Source organism: Ferrimonas sp. YIN67 (assembly GCF_057219095.1).
The window spans coordinates 64504-81655 of record NZ_JBXVVJ010000001.1 but is presented as its reverse complement, the minus strand read 5'-3'; the positions used below and the strand labels follow the sequence as shown (position 1 = coordinate 81655).

Here is a 17152-nt window from a genome sequence, read left to right as displayed (position 1 = left end):
CTGTTGATTGATATAGAGCAAAACCCGGCTGTTGTTGTGATCCGGTGTGCTCGCCCCGAGTGTTGAACGCATGAGGCGGGCTTTGCCAGTGTTGACGGGCTGACCTATCGCCATTCAAGGGGCTTCAAACGTCAAATCTGTCCCCTCGGCATACATGGATGCTTTTTTAAGCCAACCGTTAAAAACGCCCCTCTGGGGCGTTTTTGCCCTGATGGTCGTATACGTCCCTGGATCCGAGGTGCATCCCTCTCCCTCTATGCCCTGGGCGACCGGGTTCGCTGCTTTACCTGAGATCCCAGATGCCCCTTCATTGTTGCCTAACTGATTGGGGTGTTAAAGCGTCGGCGAGTCATCAAGTCTGGTTGCATCCTAGAAAGGGGAGTATCGAACCGTCTGTGCCAGGATCCCTATCGGGCTTTGGGGCTCGCTTGTCGACCGAGATGACGGGACTCTTAGAATGTTCTGCTTTTGCCGTTTCGGGCAAACTTTAAAGCGACACAGGGTAAGAAATTGCGCCTCGGATACCTCAGGTTTTGCCCACCGGCGCAGAAAATTCGGGGTAAGCTGGGATGTTTCACAGAAGTGCACAGTGGCGCAGGCGTCTATACGGTTGGCGCGTTAGGCAAAGCGTATTCCACTGAGGGACTGGTTTAATGGTTTCAGAATCTTCGTCTAAGCCAGGCGAACCCTCTTTCTGGAGTAAAGCAATGTTGAAGCAGTCGCACCGCGTATTGTTTGAACCGATGCAGATCGGCTCACTGACGCTAAAGAACCGTTATTCCATGGCGCCTATGGGCACCCTGGGCTGTGTGGACTCTGATGGGGCCTATAACGCCCGTGGCATCGAATACTACGCGGCGCGTGCTCGCGGTGGTGTTGGCCTGATCGTCACTGGCGTGAATATGGTCGAGAATGAACTGGAGCAGTTCCCCATGCCATCTCTGCCTTGCCCCTCTTATCATCCCACCGCCTACATCCGCAGTGCCAAGGAGATGACCGAGCGCGTTCACGCATACGGTACCAAGATCTTTTGTCAGTTGACCGCAGGTTGGGGCCGCTCCTGTGTGCCGGGTTTCTCTCCGGAGGAGAAGTCCATCGCACCGTCCCAAGCGCCGAACCGTTTCAATCCGGAGATCACGCACCGCGAAATGACCACCGAAGAGGTGCAGTACTTTATTCGTAAGTTCATCGAAAGTGCGGTGATCGCCCAGAAGTCCGGTTTTGACGGGGTTGAGATCCACGCGGTTCACGAAGGGTACCTACTGGACCAGTTCGCCTTGGAGTTTTTCAACCAGCGGACCGATCAGTACGGCGGCAGCTTCGAAAACCGGTACCGTTTTGCGGTAGAGATTGTTCAAGGGATCAAGGCGGTGTGTGGCAAGCACTTCCCGGTGAGCCTGCGTTACTCCGTCAAGAGCCATATGAAGGGCTTTGGTCAGGGGATCCTGCCAGGCGAAAACGCCGAAGAGGTGGGCCGTGACATGGAGGAGGGCCTGAAAGCCGCCAAATATCTGCAAGATGCTGGTTTTGATGCATTGAACGTTGATGCCGGCGCTTACGACTCCTGGTACTGGAACCATCCGCCGAACTACTTCGAGCCGGGTATGTATCGCCCTCACTGTCAGGCTGTGTCTGAAGTCGTTGATATCCCTGTTTTGATGGCCGGTCGGATGGAAGATCCGGACATGGCTGCCGAGGCCGTGAACCGGGGGATCGCCGATGGGATCGCCATGGGGCGCCCGCTGCTGGCTGATCCGGACGTGGTAAACAAGATCCGTCGTGGCCGCTTCAACGAAGTACGCCCCTGTCTCTCTTGTCACCTGGGCTGCCTCGGCCGCATGGCTGAAGTGGGTAACATCAGCTGTGCAGTGAACCCCGCCTGTGGCCGTGAGGCCGAGTACCGCCTCACCCCGGCGGTGAAGGCAAAGAAGGTTGTCGTGGTCGGCGGTGGTGTTGCCGGTATGGAAGTGGCCCGGATCTCCGCCGAACGTGGCCACAATGTGGTCCTGATGGAAAGATCCGCTTCCCTTGGGGGGAATGTGATCCCCGGCAGTCAGGCGCCGTTCAAGCACGATGACAAGGTGCTGATCACCTGGTTCGAGGGTGAGCTGGAGCGCAAAGGGGTCGAGGTGCGTATGAATACCGAGGCAAACCTGGAGGTGCTGCGATCTGAGCAGGCCGACAGTGTGATTTTTGCCACAGGTTCTCGGCCGATAGCCCCTACCTGGCTCAAGGGCCAGGATAAGGCTCACGTTAGCGTGGCAGAAGATGTCCTGATGGATCCGGCTCTGATCACAGGTGAAACCGCCGTGGTGGTCGGCGGCGGCCTGGTGGGCGCGGAAACCGCTTTGTGGTTGGCGCAAAAAGGGAAAAGCGTGACCCTGATCGAGGGGGCCGATGACATCATTGGTGGGCCTCACGGCACCTGCTTCGCTAACTATCAGATGCTTAAAGAGCTGTTGGTGGCAGAAAAGGTGGATGTGAAAACCGGCACTTTCCTCAACACCATTACCGATACCGGGATCACCGTGCGTCCGGCAGATGATGCCGAGGCGCTCTCTGAGCTGAATGTGGATCATGTGATCCTGGCGATGGGCTACCAAGCCGAGAACGGTTTGTTCAATGAACTGGCCAATGAACTGGATGCCGATGAGGTGTTCAACATTGGCGACAGCCAACAGGCCCGCACCATTATGGCGGCGATCTGGGACGGTTACGAAGTGGCGCGTAGCCTGTAACCCGAGTGTTCCTGCAAAACAGAAAAACCGGTCAGCTTCGCTGACCGGTTTTTTGTTTGAGGATCTGTCCGAGCCGCGACGACAAGGGTTGGATGGTTTCGGCTTGCCGGGACAGTGCAAGGCGCAACCAATGCCAGTGCATATTGAGCCCGCCGCCTCCCAGGGTGTTAGGCCTGTGACAGAGTCTCGTTCCGTTTGATATGGAATAAGGTGGTCCGCCTTTGCTCGTCCATCCTATGGGGGCATCCATTTTCGTGCTTGTGCGCTCAGTCAGCGAAGTCAGCCATGCCTGGACACAGCACAAGGGCCGTCAGCCGAGGGATCTCCTGTCCCATCTTGTCGCCCGTGGGACGGTGGAGGCACCACCCGGATTGGATCACGTGTATCAACGAGCGTGCTCTTGGATGAGTAACAAGAGGACGGGCCGGTTCAAGATCTCTCAAACCTGTCCCTTCTCTGAACCCAAACTGAATGGCCGGCCAAGCACTCAGTGTGCATGTTCGGTTAAAAACAGAGCGAAAAAAGAAAAAGGTTCGCATAGTCTTCGGCCGGCACGCACGTCAGCGACGGGTCGCGGCTGTTCCTGCCGGATCATTGGCTTGTTTTCTTGCCTGGCAGCTCGGTTTCTTATCTTTGAGCGCTTTCGACTGACGTCGAAGGATGTGAATCGCGGCATGAGCAGTCATGAGCTGGTACTCAAGAGTTAGACGGTTCTGCACTCCATTATTTTGATTCTTGTTAATGTCGGCGATTTCCGTCGATTCAGGTTTGTTGTTATGAAAATGAAAGGTTCCTGGGTGCTGGCCCTGTGTTTGTTGCCGACATCAGTCTTGGCCGGTGAGGGTATTCTGTCTCGCTCAACCCTGACTGGGGATTGGGGCGGTCACCGTACGACTCTGGCGGATAAGGGTCTGAGCATTTCCGGGGAGTACACCAACACCTATCAGGCCGCGCTGTCCGGCACTGACAAAAAAGATGGCGAGTTCGGTCATCGTGTTGATCTGTTTGTTGGCCTGGATACGGAAAAACTCGGCTTGTGGCAAGGTGGCAGTTTTCATACTCAGATGGTCTACCGGGACGGAAATCCGAATGAACTGGGGTTTATCAACCTGTCTGTGCCTAACTCTGCTCATTATGGCAGTAGCGAAGATCCATTTATCTCCGCATTTTATTATGCCCATCGTTTTGGCAGTGATGCCGCCGTTATGGTGGGTAAGATTGATGCCTTTGAGATGCTGCGTCATGCGCCGTTTTACGGGGGAGGCAGCCGTCATGGCTTTATGAATATCGCGTTTGTTGCGCCGCCAAGTGGAGTAACACCGCCTGCCTTCCTGGGGGCAGCCGCCCAGTTTAAGACGGAAAATATCAACTGGACGGCAATCCTCTACGATCCGCGTGATCGCTATACCGAGGATCTCGGTCTCAGTGGTGCCTTTGAAGATGGCGTCAACTTTACCCTCTCGGGTACGCATGTTTTCAAGCTGTTTGATCGTGTCTCTACTTTCGGCGTGAGCGGAACCTACAGTACCGAAGAGGGTGATGATTTCAGCTCTTTAGATCCTGAAGATCCAGGCTTGGTTTTTTCCCGTACCGCGAAAAACAAATACAACCTTCGTGTGCAACTGACCCATAACCTGGTGGAAGATCCCAGGGATCCCCGCTCTGCCTGGGGCTTGTATCTTCGTGGGGCCATCGCAGATGGCAATCCCAATATCCTCAGCGGTACCGTCTCCGGGGGCCTGGGGGGGAGTGCTCTGTTTACCAATCGGCCACAGGATAGCTGGGGCTTAGGTTATTATTACTACAACCTTTCCAATGATCTGCAAGACGCCATTGAGGCGCTGCCTTTGGGTATCACGTTGGAGAATGAGCAGGGCTTCGAGGCGTATTACCTGTACAAAGCGACCCCTTGGCTTTCCCTCACCGCCGATCTCCAGTACGTCACCTCTGCGTTGAGCATCCAGGAGAATGTCTGGTTGATGGGTCTGCGCACTAATATCGCTTTCTAAAGCACCTCATTGGGGCGTGGGCACCATGTTGCCATAGGGCCGTTTTGCCATGACTAAGGCCGCCCCAGGAGGGCGGCCTTTCTTATGACAGGGTGGCCGATAAGGGTTGTCTGCAATCCTCATTATTACTTTATTGGGTCACAGGGTCGTCGCGTCACCGGTTGGTGTAGCGCAACCTGCGGGCGTCGTTGTCTTGCTCGTCCGATTGCCTCTTGTGGCGATCTGGAAGGATTGCAACGTGGCGCACTGGCGGTTACTCGACTTGCCGAGGAAAACAAAAACCGGTCAGCTTCGCTGACCGGTTTTTTACTGTCCCAGTGACGAGCTAGACAGCTTGGTTTACTGATAGGGCGGGGCGACTGTGTCAGCCTTGGCTCAATACCTCGGTATTGGGGCTCTGAGCGCTCGAACGCTGCTTAAGCTGCACTAGGTAGCTCTCCACCTCCCGCTTGACTTCGGGGGCCAGCAGGTAGAGGCCGAGGATATTGGGGATGGCGATCAGGAAGACCATGGCGTCGGAGAAATCCAGTACCGCCTTGAGCTGTACCATGCACCCCAGGGCGATAAAGCCACAGAAGATCCCTTTAAACAGCAGCTGGATGGCGGCACCGTGACCGAAGAGATAGGTCCAGCCCTTGAGGCCGTAATAGGACCAGGAGAGGGTGGTGGAAAAGGCAAACAGCATGGCGGCAAGGGCCAGGGGGTAGGGGGCCCAACTGACATGATGAGCGAAGGCGGCTGAGGTCAGCTCGATCCCTTCCAGGCCACTCTCCATCAGGCCGGCCGGGTAGGCGGTGGCGATGATCACCAGGGCACTGAGTGTGCAGATCACCACGGTATCGATAAAGGGCTCAAGCAGGGCCACCAGCCCCTCTGAGGCGGGTTGTTCGGTTTGCACCGCCGAGTGGGCGATGGAGGCGGAACCAATGCCGGCTTCGTTGGAGAACAGGGCACGTTGGAAGCCGACAATCATGGCACCGATCAGCCCGCCGGTGGCACTGTCCAGGGTAAAGGCGTTGTGCCAGATCAGGGCGAAGGCAGCGGGCAGCTGCTCATAGCTGAAGATCAGGATCATCACCGCGCAGAGGATATAGAGCACCGCCATAAAGGGCACAATCTTCGCCGTGATCCGGGCGATGGAGCGGATCCCCCCGATGATCACCAGAGCGACCCCAGCGGCGAGGATCAGGCCAAACAGCCAACCCTTGCCAGCGAACCAGCTGGTGTCGCCACCGCTGATCAGCAGAAACTGCATATAGGCCTGGTTGGATTGGAACATGTTGCCGATCCCCAGGCAGCCGATCACCAACGCCAGGGCGTAGAAACCGCCCAGGCCCTTGCCCAGTCGGTGCCAGCCCCGCTTGGCCAGCGCCTGCTCCAGGTAATACATGGGTCCCCCGGATACCGAGCCATCGGCGTGGATCTTGCGGTATTTGACCCCCAGGGTGCACTCCACCAGCTTGGTGGACATGGAGAGAAAGCCTGCGACCACCAACCAGAATGCGGCACCGGGTCCGCCGAGGGTGATGGCGACGGCAACGCCACCTATGTTGCCGATCCCCACGGTACCGGAGACGGCCGTGGCCAGTGCCTGGAAGTGGGAGATCTCCCCTTGGGTGTCGGACTTTTTCTGCTTGGGGCTAAAGTCCCCCTTGACCAGTCGGATCGCCGTAAGAAAGCCACGCAGGTTGATAAATCCCAGGTAAAAGGTAAAGAACAGGGCCGCCATCGCAAGCCAGATCACGATCAAGGGAACCGACTGACCCAACAGTGGAACGGCGTAGAACACAATCTCGGTCAGTGCCTGGGCCCAGGGGGCCACCAGGGCCTCAACCTGTTGATCAAACGTGGCGGCCTGGCCCGTTGGACTAAGGCCGAAGGCACTCAATAGCAGGCCCAGTTTTGTGTGGATGGATCCCGTCATCATTCTCTGTCCTTACCCGGTTTCGACTTCCCTTGTCACTTTCAATATGGGGCGAAAAACCGCCTTGTAAAGGAAAAAACGCCCTTGCACCAGCATGGTGCTTGGTGCACTAAATTGTTGCTTGATAAACGTTTTTTGTGGCCGCTTTTGCCACGGGTTTGGCCGGGTTTGCCATTGAGTCGAGGGCGGCGGCCTGATAAACAAACAGGGTATGAAGACGCATCTATTTGTCCTGCCCCAGGATCCGACCCAGGGGCTTCAGTCGCGGTTACAGCAGATGCTGGTCGCACTGATCTTCGACCGCCACCTGCTGCCGGGGGCGGAGCTGCCTGGCGCCCGGGCCATGGCGAAGCAGCTGGGGATCTCCCGTAATACCGTGGTCCTGGTGTACGAACGCCTGCAGGATGAAGGCCTGTTGATCGTCAAGCCTCGACGGGGCTACTTCGTCAATCCACAGCTTAAACAGGACAGCCTAGAACCGGCCCAGGGGCCAGAGCAGGGCAAGGCGGGGATAGAGTGGCGGCAGCGGCTGCAGATCCGCCCGAGTGAGCAGCTCAATCGCAATAAGCCCAAAGCCTGGCGTGACTGCCGTTACCGTTTTATCTACGGACAGCTGAGTCAAAACCTGTTTCCGGTGGAGCAGTGGCGCAGCTGCATTCGGGCGGCTTCCTCCGGCCCCATGAGCCGGGAGTGGTTTGCCGATCAGGTGGACGAGGACGATCCCATGCTGCTGGCCCAGTTGCGCCAGCGGGTCCTGCCTAAACGGGGGATCCGCTGCGGTGATGCGGAGCTGCTGATCACCCTGGGCACTCAGCACTCCCTCTACCTGCTCTCCCGTTTGCTGGCGGGGCCGGGGGTTCGCGTTGGGATGGAGTGTCCCGGTTACCGGGATGCGGTGAACCAGTTTGCCCTCAGTGGTGCGCAGATCGTGCCGTTGCCGCTGGATGGCGAGGGGATGGTGCCCGGGGCGGCGAGCCAGGGATGCGATCTCCTCTATCTGACGCCCAGTCATCAAAGCCCTACGACGGTGATCCTCAGCGAGTCCCGTCGGCGACAACTGCTTGGGGGAGCAGCGCGAAGCCTGATCATCGAAGATGATTATGAGGCGGACATGGGGGGAGGCCATCTGCCGCTGCCAGCCATGAAAAGTGCCGATCCGGACGGACGGGTGATCTACATCGGCAGTTTCTCCAAGACCCTCGCCTCCGGACTGAGGCTGGGCTTTATGGTGGCCCGGCCCGAGCTGATCCACGAGGCCAGGGCGCTGCGGCGACTGATGCTGCGTCATCCGCCGGCCAATAATCAGCGGGCCCTGGCGCTGTTCCTGGCCCAGGGCTATCACGATACCTTTGTTGGCCGTCTGGTGCGGATCTATGCCGAGCGTCGGCAGTTGGCGTTGGCGGCGCTGCAGCAATACCTGCCCGACTGCACCGCCACCAGTGCGGACGGTGCCAGTGCGATCTGGCTGACATGCCCCCCGGCTCTGGACGCTGAACAGCTGCAAAGTAGCGCCCTGGAGCATGGTCTGTTTATCGAGACTGGCGGCCCCAGCTTCTTCGCCGATCCCCAGGGTGAGGCTCGGCATACGCTGCGGTTGGGTCTGGGTGACATAGAAGCCTCACAGATAGAGCCGGGGATCGAGCTGTTGGCCCTGCTGATCCGGCAACAGCTGCGTTGGGAGGCTCCGGCGATCGCAAAAGCCCGGGCGTTGCAGGAGAGTTAGCGTTTCGCTGCCAGGTGCTAGGAAGAGCAGGGAACAGGAAAGAGCAGATTCGGACCCGTTCTGGTCATTCAGCCCCTTTGAGTTCAGATCCCATCATCGGGCCTCCTTTCCCCCAGTCGCACCCCATCTCTCCGGTTGACATGAGCTTGATTCAGAAGGAAATTAGTCCCATTAAACAGACTGTAGCGCAGGGTGTTATCGCGACCCTGCAAGGTAACGCAACCTTGCAAGGTCGGAGTAATATACTGTTATGTGAAATATAAAGGAGAATGAAATGAGCAAAAACTGGACAGAAATCTTTAGGGAATCAATTGATAATCGAGATGTCGTCGGTGAAGAATACTTTGACGGCGGTTATAAAGTTTCTACGACAACAAAATCGGAAGATGATGGAGTAGTAGAAAGTGATGGCTCAGATACTTTGATTATTCCGCCAACACCTGTTGGAACAAAAATATCGATAGAGGCCGACACTTTAGAAGAACTCAAAAAAGAATTAATAACTGATGGCGAGTTTTCTTCAGAGCAAGCATCTGAAATTTGCGATAAATTCAACACATAACAAGCGCCTGCAATCTGGCCTCTGGCAGTTGAGGCGGACGTTATACAGAGCAAGGACGGATATGTCGGAAGTAAAGTTATATCATAAAGGGAAATACTCTCTTTCGAGTAAGGAATTTACTTATCATGGATATACTGAAAACCTTGATAAGGTTTCTGGGTTAAATGTATTGGAGTCAACTAAAAACGATTATATTAAGAATGGAGTGTTTTTTTCGTTAATGATAACTGGTGCATACATGTTGTCATTCCACTGGTTAGCACTAGTTGTTCTAGGGCAGGCTGGATTTAAAATCCTAGTTGACATTATGTTTGTAGTAGTGCTTGTGATTGGTTATTTCATCGGCTACTACAGAAAGAAAAAATTTGAATTAGTAATTGAAAAGTCCAGCGGTAAAAAAGCAACGATAGACTCATCGAATTCTAGAGAAGATTTTGATGAGCTTATGAAGGCATTCGTTGAAGCTAAGCGCCGGGTAGTTGCACCTGTATAACAAGAGTAATCAGGATGCTCGTTTCACTCGTCGGACCGGCCTACGGCCGGCCCGCTGTTACTGGCGTTATGCCTCAAGGAGGAAAAATGGTGCAAGGATACAGAATCAGCACAGATAAAAAACACCTCGACTTTGAGGTGATTTATGATTTCATTTCAGGAAGTTACTGGGCGTCAGGAATACCGAAGCATACCCTAGAAAAAGCCATTTCAAATTCCTTTTGCTTTGGTGTCTATGACAGCCATGATTCTCAAGTAGGCTTTGCTCGCCTGATAACAGATAAGGCGACGTTTGCTTACCTTGCTGATGTATTCATAGTAGAAAATCATCGAGGCAAAGGTTTGAGTAAGTGGCTCGTTGAAAGCATAGTGTCTCATCCGGATCTTCAAGGTTTAAGGCGTGTAGTATTAGCAACAAGAGATGCACATGGTTTGTACGCGCAATACGGTTTCCAACCTATTGAAAATCCAGAGATACTAATGCAAATCTGGCATCCAGATGTTTACTGTAAGTCAGAGGCATAACAAACTGCTCAAGAGGGATTCGCAACGCGTGGCATTTTTACTATGCGTTGAGTTTAGTGATTAAGGTGGTTTGCGGCGGCTTTTGTATTGCGTTGTTCACCCCTTAGCAGGGCGTTATTCACCAATGAGAGAACTCGATGGAACTGGTGATAGAAGAGATCACGTCGGCGGATATTGAGGTGATCATCGAGCTTGGTGACAGAACGAATGAAGCTCAGGTCATCCCTCACTTGAATGAGGAGGGAAAATTTACGATGCGTGCGACGAGGAAGGAGGATATCGCCGCCGTAGCGGATAAAGAGATCTACCGCTCTCTTAAGGCAAGGATGGGTTCGGAGATCCTTGGCTATGTTGCATGGCGCGAAGGCAACTATATCGCACAGCTTTATGTCAGGACTGAATACCAGGGGCTTGGTATCGGGAAAAGCTTGCTGGATGCCGTCAAGATGCGTGTTGAAGCCAGCACCATTCGACTGAAAGCTTCCATTAACGCGGTTGGTTTCTACAGGAAGTACGGATTTATCGCCACTGGCGATGAGCAAGCCATTAAAGGGATCCGGTTCGTGCCCATGGAGTTGAGAGCCGGCGCATAACACCTATGAGCTTTCTTCGGAGCAAGGGGGAATTAACCCTTCAGGGGCCTGCCGATGTTGCGCTTCGCTGGCGCTCAACGGCAACCTACGCTCGGAGCCGGACCTTGGGTGCGTAGGTTGATGTCGAGCCAAAGCGAGGCTCAACTTGAGGGCCTGCGGATGTTGAGCTTCGCTGCGCTCAACTACAACCTACGGTGGGGGGGGCCAGAGGGCCTGCGGATGTTGAGCTTCGCTGCGCTCAACTACAACCTACGGTGGGGGGGGCCAGAGGGCCTGCGGATGTTGAGCTTCGCTGCGCTCAACGGCAACCTACGGCGGGGGGCCTTGTGGATTGAGGATCGAGCGCCTTAGGGTGACGCTCGGTGCTCTGTACTGAGGCTTTAGTAGCGTTTGAGGGTGTCACGGATGAGCGATACCATCTGATCGATCTCCTCGGGCTTGACCACAAAGGCGGGAGCGACGATCCCGGCATCTCCGGTGGTCTTGATGTGCAACCCGGCGTTGAACAGGTCCCGTTGCAGCAAAAAGCCCCGCTTGCCCGGTTGCAGATCCGGGGCAATATCGAAGCCGGCGAGCAGGCCGTAACCGCGCACGTCGGTGACGATATCCAGATCCTTCAGGCTCATCATCGCCTCCTGAAACAGTGGGGCCAGGGACTGGGCACGCTCGAACAGGCCCTCCTGTCGGTAGATCTTGAGGGTGGCCAGCGCCGCCGCCGTCGCGGCCGGGTGGGCGGAGTAGGTGTAGCCGTGGAACAGTTCCGGCCCGCCCCCGGGCGCCGCATCTATGATGGTGTCGTAGATCTCGGTCTTCACCGCCACGGCTCCCATGGGCTGGGCGCCGTTGGTCAGCGCCTTGGCCATGGTGATGATGTCGGGGACAACATCGAAGCTGTCGGCAGCAAAGGCTTTTCCCGTTCGGCCAAAGGCGGTGATCACTTCGTCAAACACCAGCAGGATCCCGTGGTCATCGCAGATCTGACGCAGCCGCTGCAGGTAGCCCTGGGGAGGGACCAGCACGCCGGTAGAGCCGGCAATGGGCTCGACGAAGCAGGCACCGATGCTGCCTGCGCCGTAGGTTTGCACCATGCGCAGCAGATCGTCCGCCAGTTCGACACCGTTTTGCGGTTGACCCCCCTCAAAGCGCTGCTCCGGTGCCCAGGTGTGGCGCATATGGGCAACGGCCGGTCCATTGTCGCCGAAGATCTCCCGGTTTTTCACCATACCCGAGAGGGCGACGCCGCCCAGGTTGACGCCGTGGTAGGCTCGCTCCCGTGAGATCAGCCGCTGACGCCCCCCCTGACCCTTGGCGTGCCAGTAGGCGTAGACGATCTTAATGGCCGTTTCCACGGATTCGGAGCCGGAGTTGGCGAAGAAGATCCGATCCAGTCCCGGCGGGGTCAGTGTTGCCAGCTGTTCGGCCAGCTCAAAGGAGGCCGGGTTGGCCCGCAGAAAGTGTGGGGTGAAATCCAGGGTGGCCAATTGCCGGCTCACCGCCTCGGTGATCTCAGGACGGCCATGGCCGCAGGGCGTGGTAAAGAGGCCGGATGAACCATCCAGGATGGCATTGCCCTTGTCGTCCCAGTAGTGGATCCCTTGTGCTTTGACCACCAGTTGGGGATCTGCCTTAAACGCCCTGTTTTCGGTGAAGGGCAGCCAGTGATAATCCATATTCGCCATTGCATTGCTTCCTGTGCGGAGTTTGTCCCATGGCGTCACCCTAAAATGCCTGTGTTGGTTTGGTTAGTGCCAGTGGCTGGCCAAATGTGGGGCCAGGGAGCAGTAAGATTGGGTAAAGGCGCTTTTGGCATGCACAGGCAGTTGTCTACACTGCCGCTGGGCGGTGGATCTCCCATTTATTTGGTGCAGCATCAGTGTTTCACACACCGTCGACCACTAATGACAACGACAAAGAGTAATTTCTTCATGAGGTTTCCAAAACTTCTTGGCACCAGTGCGGCCCTGCTGGGTGCCGGCTTTGCTGCGGGCTTGGCAGCGAAACAGCCCAATATCATCTTTATCCTGGCGGATGATCTGGGCTATGGCGATGTGGGTTACAACCCCCAGGGTGAGCCGGACATCGTGACCCCCAACCTGGATCGCCTGGCCGAAGGCGGTGCGGCCCTGTCGGCCGCCTACGCCATGAACATGGTGTGCGGTCCCTCCCGTGCGGCCCTGGTCACCGGGCGCTACCAGCAGCGTTTTGGTTATCACGACAACGTGGGTCCACGGGTGCGTGAGCCCGGCATGCCTCGGGGTCTGCCGCTGGAGATGGATACCATCGCCGACTACCTGTCCGACGCCGGTTACATGACCGGCCTGATCGGCAAGTACCATGACGGCGACGACGCTGATTACTGGCCTTATAACCGCGGATTCCAGACCTTCTACGGCTTTAATGACGGCGCGGTGGACTACTGGGTCGGTAACAAGAATGATCAGGTGGAGTCCTGGTACGCCATTCATCGTGAAGACGGTAAGCGGGTGCCAAACTTTGACGAGTACCTGACCGATGCGTTCGGCCAGGAGTCGCTGCGTTTCATCGAGGCCAACAAAGAAGACCCTTTCTTCCTGATGCTCTCCTACAACGCGCCGCACGATCCCATGATGGCGACCGAGGAAGATTTGGCCAAGTTCGCCCACATCGAGAATGAGGATCGCCGTATCGCCGTGGCCATGGTGTACAACATGGACAAGAACATCGGCCTGCTGCTGGATAAGCTGGAAGAGGAAGAGTTGATGGAGGAGACCCTCATCATCTTCACCAGTGACAACGGCGGTGCCGGGGCACCCAAGTACTCCGGCAACGCGCCGCTGTTCGGTCACAAGGGCACCACCACAGAGGGCGGCATTCGAGTGCCGACCATCGCCCAATGGACCGGCGTCATTCCGGCCGGTCAGGTACTGGACGAGCCGGTCAACGGCATCGACTTGACCGCCACCATGCTGCATGCCGCCACTGAGCCTAAGGCAGAGTGGGGACTGGAAGGGGTGGATCTGATCCCGTACCTCACAGGTGCGCAGAAGCAGCTGGACGATCGCTACCTGTTTTGGGACAACATCACCCACTTTGCGGTGCGCGATCGGGACTGGAAGTACCTGGAGACCCGTGTGCGTCCGGTGCAGGGTGAGCGCCGCGCGGTGCCCTTTAGCGGTCTGTACCGGATCAGTGATGATATCGCTGAGCAGAACGATCTGAGCAAAGAGCATCCGCAAGAGCTGGCCCGTCTGAAGGCGGCATTCGAAGCCTGGCGTGCCGATAACGAAGCGCCGCGCTTTGGCTGGGGCACCCACATCGGCCCGTTTGAGGGCTATCGCCCCAAGCACGACGAGATCTGGCAGAAGATGCAGGAGCGGGAAGCCAACCGTAAGAAGTAGTGCTTGGGTGCCCCTAAGCCTTGAGTCTTAGCGGGCAGCGGCGCTGCTGATGTTATCTACGAAAAGCCCGGAGCGTTTGCTCCGGGCTTTTTTCATGGGGCCAGAGTCACCCTCTGGCGGGAGGATGCGTCGGGCTTAGGCGGCGTAGCCGCCCCGATCAAAGCGGATCCTGTGCATCAGCGAGTAGACTACCGGCAGCACGATCAGGGTTAGCACGGTGGCGAAGCCCAGACCGAAGATGATGGTGACCGCCATGGACTGGAAGAAGGCGTCGGCGACCAGGGGGATCATCCCCAGCATGGTGGTCAGGGCTGCCATGGAGACGGGGCGAACCCGGCTGACCGCCGCATCGATGATGGCGGTTTGGATCGGGTTGTTCTCCCTGGCGGCTTCGATGTTGATCTGCTCCACCAGCACGATGCCGTTTTTCACTACCATGCCGGACAGGCTGAGCAGGCCGAGCAGGGCGGTAAAGGTGAAGGGCAGATCCAACAGCAGCAGGCCGGCGGCGATGCCGATCAGCGACAGTGGCACCGTGGTCCAGATCGCCAGGGGCTGACGCAGGGTGCCAAACAGCAGCATGGTGATCAGGAACATCGCCAGGTAGCCCATGGGCACGGTGGCCATAACCGATTCGTTGGCTTCCGCCGCCATCTCAAACTCGCCGCCCCACTCGAAGCTGTAGCCGGTTGGCAGCTCGATGGCTTCGACGCTGGCGGCCAGTTTTCGGCGCATCGACTCCGGCGTGTCGTCGGCGAAGGGGGCGACGTCGGCCAGCACCGTCAGCACCCGCTTGTTGTTGCGGCGCATGATGATGGGATCTTCCATCTCGGTGACAAAGCCGTTGACCGCCTGGCTGATCGGCACATAGGCGCTGCGCTCCTGACTCCACACCTGCAGATCATTGAGGCTGTCGGCATTGAGACGCTGGGCGTCCGGTGCACGGGCGATGATCGGCATCAGGTAGCTGCCGTCGCGGTACAGACCCACGGGCATGCCGTTGAAGTTGACCAGCAGGGCCTGATCCAGCGCCTGCTTGGAAATGCCGCTGCGGCGTGCCGCGTTTTCATCCAGCTGAGGACGGACGATGGGCGTCGGCTCGCGCCAGTTGTTGCGGATATCCACCGCGCCGGGCACCTGCTCAATCGCTGCAACGGCCTGCGCGCCCAACTGGCGCAGTACCTGGGGATCCGGGCCATAGAAGCGGGCTTCGATCCGCGCGGCGGGGGCCGGTCCGTTCTCCATCAACTTGAACTTGTAGTCAAATTCCGGATGGGTGGCATTCAGGCGCTCGCGGATCTGCGGCAAGATACGCTCGATGGTGGCCAGGCTGTCGGTTTCGACGATCATCTGGGCGTAGCTGGAGTAGGCCATCTCCGGGGCATAGGTCAGGGTGAAGCGTTGTGCGCCCATACCCATCACCGAGGTGACATTGTGCACCTCTTCAAACCCCAGCACCTGTTGCTCCAGGCTCTTCATGTTGGCTTCGTTTTGGCGAATGTCGGTGCCTTCGCGCATCCACACATCGACAAAGAACAGTGGGGTATTGGAGGGCGGGAAGAATTGATCCTTCACCTGACTCATACCCACCAGGGCGCCAAACAGGGACGCGATGATGAGGCTCAGGGCGATCATCCGGTGCTTGAGTGCCTTGTTCAGGAGGGCACGGTAGAGGGTGAACAGCAGGCCTTTGTAGGGATCGCTGTCATCCGTGTCTCCGGCCGGCTGCTCTTTGAAGATCAGGTTACAGAAGAAGGGGATCAGGGTGATCGCCAGCACCCAGCTGAGGAACAGGGAGATCAGCAGCACCTTGAACAGGGAGCCCATAAAGTCGCCGGTGGCGTCCTGGGACAGGCCGATGGGGGCGAAGGCCAAAATGGCGATCACGGTGGCGCCCAACAGTGGCATCGCTTGCTGATCAACCACGGTTTTGATCGCCTGGAGGCGGGTCTGGCCCCGCTTGAGGCCCACCAATACCCCCTCGGTGACCACGATGGCGTTGTCCACCAGCATCCCTAAGGCGATGATCAGGGCACCGAGGGAGATCAGCTCCAGCTCGACGTCGAGGATCTTCATGCCGATAAAGGTGCCGAGGATGGTCAGCAGCAAAATGCCGCCCATCAGCAAGCCGGAGCGCAGCCCCATGGTCAGCAATAAGACGACGATAACGATGGCGATGGCCATCGCCAGGCTCAGCAGAAATTCGGAGACGGAGCCCTCAACCATCTGGGGCTGGTCGTACACCTTCAGCAATTCCATGCCCAGCGGCCGGATGTTTTCCAGTTCAGCCAGACGGGCATCAATGGCGGCACCGACAGCCACCACGTTTTCGCCCTTGGCAAAGGAGATACCTAAGGACAGGGCTTTCTCGCTATTACTGCGATACAGGTTAAACGGCGTTTCCTCAAAGGCGGTACGGATGTCGGCAATGTCCCCCAGGTAGATCAGCTCGCTGCTGCCCGGCAGGCTCACCACCAGACGGGCCAGCTCTTGCACATCCTGGAACTCACCTGTGGGGTGAATCCGCACGGATTGACCCTGGATCAGCATATTGCCCGCGTTAGAGACCTGGTTTTGGTTTTGGATCAGGCCATAGATCCAGCCGGGATCGATCCCCAGTGCGGCCAGCTTATCCTGGGCGATCTCGATGATCACCTGCTCCTGTACGGTACCGGCGATGGAGACGTTTTTGACGCCTTTGACCAGACTCAGCTCTCGGTGCAGCACCTTGGCGTAGTCTTCCAGCTCGCGGTAGCTAAAGTCCGGGCCGGTGATGTTGTACAAAATGCCGTAAACATCGCTGAAGTCATCGTTCACTTCAGAGGGGTAGGCGCCGGGTGGCAACTGACTTTGGGCGTCGCCGATCTTGCGGCGCAGTTCATCCCAGATCTGCGGTTGGTCATCGGCGCCATAATCGTCCGTCAGCTCCACCATGATCTGTGACAGGCCGGGGCTGGAGATGGTGATCACATGTTTGATCTGCTCCATCCGCTGCAGCGCCCGCTCCAGGGGCAGGGTGATCTCCTCCTCCACCTGCTGGGGCGAGGCGCCCGGGTAGGCGGTGTTGACCATCGCCTGAGGGATGGGGAATTCCGGGAACTCCAGCTGGCCCAGGCCGTTGAAGGAAACGATGCCGCCCACCACCAGCAGGAATACCAGGGTCCAGCTGATGACTTTGTTGCGCAGGCTGTATTCGGTGATCTTCACGC

11 protein-coding genes are annotated in these 17152 nt (G+C 57.3%); 8 read left to right on the top strand and 3 right to left on the bottom strand.

The window, feature by feature from the left end; translation table 11 throughout:
* Positions 1 to 707: 707 nt before the first annotated feature.
* Both AC2D8U_RS00280 and AC2D8U_RS00275 read left to right on the top strand, forming a co-directional pair.
* Complete coding sequence (locus tag AC2D8U_RS00280; RefSeq protein WP_484617031.1) at positions 708 to 2738, top strand: oxidoreductase; 2031 nt, start codon at positions 708 to 710, stop codon at positions 2736 to 2738.
* A 776-nt stretch (positions 2739 to 3514) separates the two neighbouring features.
* The gene (locus AC2D8U_RS00275; protein ID WP_484617030.1) at positions 3515 to 4747 is read left to right on the top strand and encodes a carbohydrate porin; all 1233 of its coding nucleotides are present in this window, start codon (positions 3515 to 3517) and stop codon (positions 4745 to 4747) included.
* Positions 4748 to 5111: 364 nt separating this feature from the next.
* On the opposite strand, the gene AC2D8U_RS00270 is transcribed toward AC2D8U_RS00275, so the two are convergent.
* Entirely contained in the window at positions 5112 to 6674 is a 1563-nt protein-coding gene (locus tag AC2D8U_RS00270; protein ID WP_484617029.1) for an alanine/glycine:cation symporter family protein, read from the bottom strand.
* A gap of 208 nt (positions 6675 to 6882) precedes the next feature.
* Between AC2D8U_RS00270 and AC2D8U_RS00265 the strand changes: the two genes are divergently transcribed.
* From AC2D8U_RS00265 to AC2D8U_RS00245, 5 genes are all read left to right on the top strand, one after another.
* Positions 6883 to 8394: an aminotransferase-like domain-containing protein gene (locus AC2D8U_RS00265; RefSeq protein ID WP_484617028.1), complete on the top strand. Its 1512-nt coding sequence runs from the start codon at positions 6883 to 6885 to the stop codon at positions 8392 to 8394.
* A 274-nt stretch (positions 8395 to 8668) separates the two neighbouring features.
* A complete protein-coding gene (locus AC2D8U_RS00260) occupies positions 8669 to 8956 on the top strand; it encodes a hypothetical protein (protein ID WP_484617027.1) in 288 nt (95 codons plus the stop codon).
* Between the two features lie 61 nt (positions 8957 to 9017).
* Positions 9018 to 9449 (top strand): hypothetical protein, encoded by a 432-nt coding sequence (locus AC2D8U_RS00255; protein WP_484617026.1) that lies wholly within the window; start codon positions 9018 to 9020, stop codon positions 9447 to 9449.
* 86 nt (positions 9450 to 9535) lie between these two features.
* Positions 9536 to 9973: a GNAT family N-acetyltransferase gene (locus AC2D8U_RS00250; RefSeq protein WP_263574536.1), complete on the top strand. Its 438-nt coding sequence runs from the start codon at positions 9536 to 9538 to the stop codon at positions 9971 to 9973.
* A 137-nt stretch (positions 9974 to 10110) separates the two neighbouring features.
* Positions 10111 to 10566: a GNAT family N-acetyltransferase gene (locus tag AC2D8U_RS00245; RefSeq protein ID WP_484617025.1), complete on the top strand. Its 456-nt coding sequence runs from the start codon at positions 10111 to 10113 to the stop codon at positions 10564 to 10566.
* A 380-nt stretch (positions 10567 to 10946) separates the two neighbouring features.
* Here the strand turns inward: AC2D8U_RS00245 and aptA are convergent, their stop codons facing one another.
* A complete protein-coding gene (gene aptA / locus AC2D8U_RS00240) occupies positions 10947 to 12245 on the bottom strand; it encodes an omega-aminotransferase AptA (protein ID WP_484617024.1) in 1299 nt (432 codons plus the stop codon).
* Between the two features lie 246 nt (positions 12246 to 12491).
* Between aptA and AC2D8U_RS00235 the strand changes: the two genes are divergently transcribed.
* The gene (locus AC2D8U_RS00235) at positions 12492 to 13943 is read left to right on the top strand and encodes a sulfatase-like hydrolase/transferase (RefSeq protein WP_484617023.1); all 1452 of its coding nucleotides are present in this window, start codon (positions 12492 to 12494) and stop codon (positions 13941 to 13943) included.
* 135 nt (positions 13944 to 14078) lie between these two features.
* Here AC2D8U_RS00235 and AC2D8U_RS00230 read toward each other — a convergent pair whose 3' ends face one another.
* Entirely contained in the window at positions 14079 to 17150 is a 3072-nt protein-coding gene (locus tag AC2D8U_RS00230; protein ID WP_484617022.1) for an efflux RND transporter permease subunit, read from the bottom strand.
* Positions 17151 to 17152 lie beyond the last annotated feature (2 nt).

Excerpts from the sequence above, each read along its gene's own strand:
- AC2D8U_RS00280 (WP_484617031.1), top strand. The coding sequence starts at position 708 with ATGTTGAAGCAGTCGCACCGCGTATTGTTTGAACCGATGCAGATCGGC.
- AC2D8U_RS00275 (WP_484617030.1), top strand. The coding sequence starts at position 3,515 with ATGAAAATGAAAGGTTCCTGGGTGCTGGCCCTGTGTTTGTTGCCGACA.
- AC2D8U_RS00270 (WP_484617029.1), bottom strand. The coding sequence starts at position 6,674 with ATGATGACGGGATCCATCCACACAAAACTGGGCCTGCTATTGAGTGCC.
- AC2D8U_RS00265 (WP_484617028.1), top strand. The coding sequence starts at position 6,883 with ATGAAGACGCATCTATTTGTCCTGCCCCAGGATCCGACCCAGGGGCTT.
- AC2D8U_RS00260 (WP_484617027.1), top strand. The coding sequence starts at position 8,669 with ATGAGCAAAAACTGGACAGAAATCTTTAGGGAATCAATTGATAATCGA.
- AC2D8U_RS00255 (WP_484617026.1), top strand. The coding sequence starts at position 9,018 with ATGTCGGAAGTAAAGTTATATCATAAAGGGAAATACTCTCTTTCGAGT.
- AC2D8U_RS00250 (WP_263574536.1), top strand. The coding sequence starts at position 9,536 with ATGGTGCAAGGATACAGAATCAGCACAGATAAAAAACACCTCGACTTT.
- AC2D8U_RS00245 (WP_484617025.1), top strand. The coding sequence starts at position 10,111 with ATGGAACTGGTGATAGAAGAGATCACGTCGGCGGATATTGAGGTGATC.
- aptA (WP_484617024.1), bottom strand. The coding sequence starts at position 12,245 with ATGGCGAATATGGATTATCACTGGCTGCCCTTCACCGAAAACAGGGCG.
- AC2D8U_RS00235 (WP_484617023.1), top strand. The coding sequence starts at position 12,492 with ATGAGGTTTCCAAAACTTCTTGGCACCAGTGCGGCCCTGCTGGGTGCC.